This window comes from Arcobacter sp. CECT 8985 (assembly GCF_004116495.1).
Taxonomy (GTDB): domain Bacteria; phylum Campylobacterota; class Campylobacteria; order Campylobacterales; family Arcobacteraceae; genus Malaciobacter.
Map to the genome: position 1 here is coordinate 1 of NZ_PDKC01000055.1, position 7,215 is coordinate 7,215.

General features: G+C 23.7%; 7 protein-coding genes. 1 reads left to right on the forward strand and 6 read right to left on the reverse strand.

Translation table 11 applies throughout. The annotated features are described in order from the left end of the window. A partial coding sequence (locus tag CRU93_RS13685; protein ID WP_129104749.1) for an HD-GYP domain-containing protein occupies positions 1–1,491 on the forward strand: 1,491 nt, incomplete at its 5' end. A gap of 11 nt (positions 1,492–1,502) precedes the next feature. Here the strand turns inward: CRU93_RS13685 and CRU93_RS13690 are convergent. The 6 genes from CRU93_RS13690 to CRU93_RS13715 form a co-directional block, all read right to left on the reverse strand. Continuing rightward, positions 1,503–3,398 (reverse strand): bifunctional diguanylate cyclase/phosphodiesterase, encoded by a 1,896-nt coding sequence (locus tag CRU93_RS13690; protein ID WP_129104750.1) that lies wholly within the window; start codon positions 3,396–3,398, stop codon positions 1,503–1,505. Beyond that, positions 3,395–3,856: a hypothetical protein gene (locus CRU93_RS13695; protein WP_129104751.1), complete on the reverse strand. Its 462-nt coding sequence runs from the start codon at positions 3,854–3,856 to the stop codon at positions 3,395–3,397. The genes CRU93_RS13690 and CRU93_RS13695 overlap by 4 nt, the downstream gene beginning before the upstream one ends. Further along, entirely contained in the window at positions 3,856–5,790 is a 1,935-nt protein-coding gene (locus CRU93_RS13700) for a TonB-dependent siderophore receptor (protein WP_129104752.1), read from the reverse strand. Before CRU93_RS13700 ends, CRU93_RS13695 begins: the two co-directional genes overlap by 1 nt. A 256-nt stretch (positions 5,791–6,046) precedes the next feature. Then, positions 6,047–6,256, reverse strand: coding sequence for a hypothetical protein (locus CRU93_RS13705; RefSeq protein WP_129104753.1), 210 nt, complete (start codon positions 6,254–6,256; stop codon positions 6,047–6,049). Positions 6,257–6,363: 107 nt separating this feature from the next. Beyond that, a complete protein-coding gene (locus CRU93_RS13710) occupies positions 6,364–6,597 on the reverse strand; it encodes a hypothetical protein (RefSeq protein ID WP_129104754.1) in 234 nt (77 codons plus the stop codon). Positions 6,598–6,698: 101 nt separating this feature from the next. After that, positions 6,699–7,097: a S8 family serine peptidase gene (locus tag CRU93_RS13715; protein ID WP_129104755.1), complete on the reverse strand. Its 399-nt coding sequence runs from the start codon at positions 7,095–7,097 to the stop codon at positions 6,699–6,701. Positions 7,098–7,215 lie beyond the last annotated feature (118 nt).

Below are 7,215 nucleotides of genomic sequence, written 5' to 3' on the forward strand. Positions count from 1 at the left end.
GAGTATTATGTATATTTTACAAAAATAGAATCAGAGTACAATAAAAAAGACTATTTAGCTATTTTATCTCCAATTGATGAGATAATGGAACCATATGCAAACAAAATATTTAAATCATTTATAATTACAATTTTAATATTAACAATTACAATTCCACTTATTTGGATATCTACAAAAATTCTTGTTACACCAATTTTAGAGCTTATGAAACAAAATGATAAAATCATAAAAAGAGACTTTGATAATATAAAAAATATTAATACTTCTATAAAAGAGTTTCATGATCTTTCAATCTCTTTATGCCATATGTCAAAATCTATTAAAGATTATGAAGAAAAACAAAAAGAACTACTAGAAGCATTTATTAAAATTATAGCAAGTGCTATTGATGCAAAATCTAAATATACAGGTAAACACTGTGAGAGAGTTCCTATTTTGGCATCTCTTATAACACAAAAAGCAAATGAATCACAAGAAGGTATTTTTAAAGATTTTAAACTAAATGAAGAAGAACAAGAAGAACTAAGTGTTGCTGCATGGCTTCATGATTGTGGTAAAGTTACAACTCCTGAATTTGTAGTTGATAAAGCAACTAAACTTGAAACTATATATAATAGAATTCATGAAATTAGAACAAGATTTGAAGTTATTCACAGAGATATGACTATAAAAATGTATGAAAATATATTAAATGGTAAAGATAAAGAAAAAGAAGAAGAGATACTTAAAAAAGAGCATGAGAAACTATACAAAGAGTTTGAAATTGTTGCAAGAGCAAATGTTGGTTCTGAATTTATGGATGAAGAGCATATAGAACAAATACATAGTATTGCAAAAAGAACCTGGACAAGACACTTTGATAATTCTATTGGATTAGCACATGAAGAAGAAAATAGAGTTATTAAAACAACTCTACCTTTTGAGGAAAAATTACTAAGTGATAAAAAAGAGCATTTGATAGAAAGAGAAGATGACATTGACTCTTTATATAAAAAATATAATTTCAAACTAGAAGTACCTAAATATCAATATAATTTAGGAGAGATATATAATCTTACTATTAAAAAAGGTACTTTAACAAATGAAGAGAGATTTAAAATAAATGAACATATGATGATGTCTATTATTATGTTAGAAAATCTTCCTTTTCCAGATGAACTAAAAAGAGTTCCTGAATATGCAGGAGGACACCATGAAACTCTTATAGGTACAGGTTATCCTAGAAAACTGACTAAATATGATATGTCAATTCCTGCAAGAATTATGACTATTGCTGATATATTTGAAGCATTAACAGCTTCAGACAGACCATACAAAAAAGCAAAAAGATTAAGTGAGACAATAAAGATATTAAGTTTTATGGCAAAAGATAAACATATAGATGAAGATATTTTCAAACTGTTTTTAACTTCTGGGGCATATTTAGAGTATGCAAAAAAGCACTTAAAAGAAGAGCAAATAGATGAAGTAGATATATCTTTATATATCTAAACTTTATCTTTTTATTCTAATTGACGAGGCTTTGAAAAATAGAAACCTTGTAATAATTCAATATTTAACTCTTTTAATTTTTCATATAACTCTTTACTTGAAACATACTCTGCAACAACTTTTATTCCAGCTTCATTAGCAAAGTTCACTATACTTTTTACTAGCATATATGAGATTTTATCAGTCAATATTTTTTCTATTAACTTTCCATCAATTTTTATATAATCTGTTTTAATTTGAGCAAGATACGTAAAGTTTGAATAACCATTTCCAAAATCATCAATAAAAAGTTTATATCCCCATTTTTTAATTTTATATAGATTCATTTTTGCATTTTCATCATTTGTTAGACTCTCATTTTCAGTTATTTCTATTCCAAGTCTATTTGATATATTTTCATATGTTAATGACATATGCTTTAACATTTTTAATATAGCTTCATTTACAATATCTTGTGGATTTAAATTTACATTAATTTCTATATCATTATCTGATAACAACTTTTCAAAACAAATATTTAATACTCTTTTTGAAATATTTCTTAAAATAAATGTATCACTAATTACTGGTAAAATTTGTTCTGGATAAACTATTGTTCCATCTTTTTTAACTATTCTTAATAATGCTTCGTATTTTACAACTTTATGAGTTTTCATATCCACTATTTTTTGATAATGACAAACAACTCTATGCTCATCTAAAGCTTCTTTTATTTCATTTATCGATAATTTATTATCTTTATTTGAAATATCTACTTCACTATAAATTTGTATATTATTTCTGCCTTTTTCTTTTGCAGTATATAAAGCAGTATCTGCTAGTTTAAATGCCTTTGCAAATGTTTTTGATTTGTTTGGTTCTAAATTTACGCCAATAGAAACAGTAATATCAATACTTTCATTTTCATTTATAAAAAATTTCTCTTTTTGTATATTAAAAAAAACTCTTTCTATTACATTTATTGCACTATAATTATCATCTCTTTTTGTTTTTGCTAAAATAAGAAACTCTTCACCACCATAACGAATAACAATATCATCTTTTTTTCTTGTAGAATTTAAAATAATTCTTCCGACATTTTTAAGTATTTTATCACCAACATCATGCCCATAAGTATCATTTACAAGTTTAAAATGATCAATATCAATTCCAGCAATAATAAAATCATCTAAATTAAAAAAGTTTTCATACTCTTGCAAGTAATTTCTATTATATACATTTGTTAACTTATCAATATATGCAGTTTTTTTAACATTATTATATCTTTTAACTTGAATAATTAAAATCATAACAAATATAAATAAGATAAAAAGTATTCCAATAAGTGAATTTTTTATCCATGAAATTATATTATTTATCTCTTTTACTTTTTTAATAGAAAAATCAATAACAAGAAGAAGTTGTACCTTGTTTTTATTTAATATTGGAACCAAATATGTAATAGAAATCTCTTTTAATAGTCTATTTTGAATAATAAGTGGTTTTTTTGTTTTATATACATCAATCCATTTTTCATTATCAATATCAAATTTTTGATCAACAAATGCTTTATTGCCTTTTTTTGCACCATCTACTAAAAATCTAAAAACACCTCTTTTATCTTTATATAATAAATATGCATATTTTATATTTTGAGTAACTAAAGTCTCTAGATTTGATTCTATTATTTTATGATACTCTTTATTTTTTTCAATTTGTGATACAAAACTTTTATTTTCATTTAATGTATTATGAATTAAATTTGCACTATTTTGTACAATTGATTTTACATCTGCTGTTGATATTTCTATCATTTCAGATTGTATTTTTTCTTCTAATTTAATAACACTAAATAAAATCAATGTTAAAATAATAGAAATAAGAGAAGAAAAAAAGATTAAATAAAATGAATTTTTTAATTTACTCAATTAAAATCCTCAACAAATTTATTATAACTGTTTGGTAATTTTATTTTTTTATTTCCCAGCCTATTTTTTATAAATACAATATTTGGACGACTTTTACTCCAAAAAAATGCTCCAATAAAAGATTTATCACTTAATAGTTTCCTATAATTATTAGTAAAAAATAGAGCTTTAGAATGTTTGCATTTTGAGCTAAAATCAAAATCTTTTTTAACATATACAAAATCTGCTTTTTTACAATTATTAACCAATGTAAAATGTTTTGAATATATTTTTTTTTCAATTTTCGTAGCTTTTGGAATATATAATTTTATATCATCTTTTTTAATTGATAAATGAGCAATTTTTGAAATTATTTGAGATTCCAAATCTATAGCTTTATTATATTTGTCTACTAAAAATGTATATTGTTGTGACATTAATAGTGATGTCAATGAAATTAGTAATAGTAAAGTTTTCATTAGAACACCCACTTCATACTAAGCATAAAATTTTTCTGTCTATCTTTATATGCAAATTCTGAACCAGTTCTTAATCCACCAGTTGAATATAAAGATTGAGTTGATTTATTTAATAAATTAGAACCTTGTAAACTTAAAGAAAGATCTTTTGAATAGTTATACGTCACACCCATATTTAAATCAAAGGAACTAGGAACATGTATATCTTTATAACTATATTCATTTCTATAAATAATTGAAGAAAAATAACTAAACTTATCATACTCCCCAAAATACTTTAAGAAACCACCTTTTCCAGAATTATTTTCATCAACATTTAACCAAGTAGTATAATAATTAAACTCTAATTTGCTGTTATCAAATTGATAATCATATTTAAAAATTAAACCTTTTGAATGAATTTTATCTTGATTTGTAAAGCCAACAGGAGTTAAATATAAAAAGTTTTTTATTCTTACATCGTCAAAGATAAGTCTTGATTTAGAATTTTCAGTTGTAAAAACTGTTTCTATAGTATATATATTATATTTTTGTGTTTTTAAATCTACATCATTTTTATTTGCATAATCAACATTATAAAAATTCGGAGGAAGTAAAGTTCTAGTATAAAAACTTTTTATACCAAAGTTTTTAAAAGGAGTATAAATAAATCCAACTCTATAGACTTTATCAGTTGAATCTTCAATAACATCATCTCTTTCATATCTATTTATTTTACCATTTAATATCAAAGATAAGTTATCTAATACTTTATATTCATCTTCCATAAACAGTGAATACATTTTTTCTTGAGTAAATCCATAAAAAGAACCAAATGATTTATCTTTATGCATATGCATAAGTGTACTTCCATATGAAACTTTTCTATTTTTTACATCATAATCTTTTTTAACAAAAGATGTACCTAATATAAGATTATTAGTTGCAGTTTTAAATTCTTTAGAAAGACTTGTATTAAGTTTTGTAAATTTTAAATCTTCTTTAAAATTAAAACTATCTATTGGCATCAATCCTGATAACACAGATAAATCAACTGCAGGTAAAATAGAGATAAAGTTGTCATTTTTCTCTTCATTCTCTCTATTATTTACATCATAAGCAAATGTAAATTTAACTGAATTATCGTAAAGAAACTTTCTTGTAAAATCTATATAATATTCTTTTGTATTTACTTCACCACTTGTTGGAACATTATCAGATGATTTACCCATAAAGATATCATTATTTGCTTTTGTATATCCAATGTCAATATTTGTTTTATCTTTATTTAGTTGTAAATATGCATATTGTCTTGATGAATCATCTTTTATATCTTGATTATTAAATTGCTCAGTATTATGTCTATTATATGCTCTAAAATAAGCTAAATATGACCAGCCATTTTCTAATGTTTTTGAATGCAATAATGATTTTGCATTTGTTCCAGCTTTTTGTAATTCTAAGTTTAATTGAGTTGCATTTTCTTTATATGCTTTTTTAGTATAAATTCTAATAAAATATATACCCGTATCATTCCCTAAAGCTAAAGAACTATCCCCATAATAAACTTCAATATGATCAATAAAATCTAAAGGTAAATTTCCCCAAGTTAAAAAAGGAGATTGAGTATAAGTTGAACTAATTTCATGATCGTTTATGAAAAATCTAAAAAATCCACTAACTGATGTTTTAGAACCTGCTAATGATAAACTTGGAAATCCCAATCTATTTTTATTATAATTCATGATAGGCAACTCTTTTAAGATATCTCCTAATCTTTTGTATTGCATAAGACGTATATCTTTTTGAGAGTAAATAAATACATGACCTAATTTTTCATCAACAGTTTCTAGTGATTTTTCTGAATCTTCTTTATACTGCTTAAGTAAATTATCTAAACTTTGGGCATTAAGCATCGTAAAAAAGAAAAAACAAACAAACAAATAAAATTTCATTTTTCACCTATTCAATCATTAAATAATATAATTATTTTAACAAAAAGTGTCTTAATATCTTTCTGTTTAAAGATTATATCACTAAATTGTTAGAAAGTAGTTAGAACTTTCTTATAAATAGCTTAATTAAAGCTATATTTAAATATTAAAAATTTGTTTTTTCAGTTTAAAATTAATTAACTAATTACTAATGTATAAATTGATCTTTTAATATTGCTTCATTTTAACTCTTCTTAACTGTTCAATTTGATTATTTTCAGTTAGCCAATATTGTATTTACCACACAAGGAGCAATACTTGACATACTCAAAGCTTGAAATACTCCATTTCCTGATAAAGGATCAATACTTGAAGCACTATCACCAACTAAAATATATTTATCTGTTATTATTGTTTTATGAATTTTACTATAAGAATCTCTTTTTACTAACTTATCTATAATTTCATAGTTTTTAAGTGTCCACAAATCTAAAGATTGTATTTTTAATAGCTTAATTATATCTTCAAAAGTAGTGACACTGTTAGCGGTTTCTTCATCACATGTAATTTGAATATACCCTTCTTTTTTATCTCCTAAGTATGCTTGCCAAATTTACCCATCTTGAACTGAATCAATAGTCGTGGTTCAATAACCTCATTTATTTCTAGTTTTTGTAATAAAGAAAAACTTTTAGGTCCAGTTATATATTCATCTTTATAAGGAGTAAATCTTCCCCTCGCATCAACAACATAATTACTTATTTCTTCTATTACATTTTCATTATTTTTATATAATATTTTAACTTTATCATCTTTTGTAATGTGCATTTTACCAATAACTTTTGATTCAATACATTTGATATTATAACTTTGTGCATCTAGTATTAAAGCTTCGTCAAGTTTAGCTCTTGATACAACAAACTCATAATTTACACTATTCCATTACAATTACCATCTGAAGTTACAGAAATAACATTTTTATATGAAGCTGGATAAACAAAATTTTGTCCACTTCTTGGAAATGAAGATACGATTATTACACCTTTTTTTCTAAACTCAGTACAAATCTCTTCTATTTCTTTATAATCAGTCAATATTCCCAAACTAAGACTTATAACATCTACTTTTTTTTCAAATAAATACTCTAAAGCTTTATATAAAAGTAATGCAGAAATATTTAATTTATTTTCAAAAATTTGAACATCATATATTTTTACATTTTTACAAGATGAAATAATTTGTCCTATTTCATCACCATGATCTAAAAGTTTTTTATTTTTAGAAAATAATGTGGAATTTATATTACTCCACCAAGTATAAAAAATTATGAATTAAAAATGAGTGAAAAATTTTATTTTGTTGATGTTTCACTGCATCCGGGTGTGTTTTATGAGCTATTTCAGATTGATATTTCAAATCTAGAAAAAAGATCATATAGTATTGAAG

Bases quoted from the DNA above. Each gene is read 5' to 3' on its own strand.
- CRU93_RS13710 (WP_129104754.1), bottom strand. From the start codon at position 6,597: ATGCACATTACAAAAGATGATAAAGTTAAAATATTATATAAAAATAAT.
- CRU93_RS13700 (WP_129104752.1), bottom strand. From the start codon at position 5,790: ATGAAATTTTATTTGTTTGTTTGTTTTTTCTTTTTTACGATGCTTAAT.
- CRU93_RS13695 (WP_129104751.1), bottom strand. From the start codon at position 3,856: ATGAAAACTTTACTATTACTAATTTCATTGACATCACTATTAATGTCA.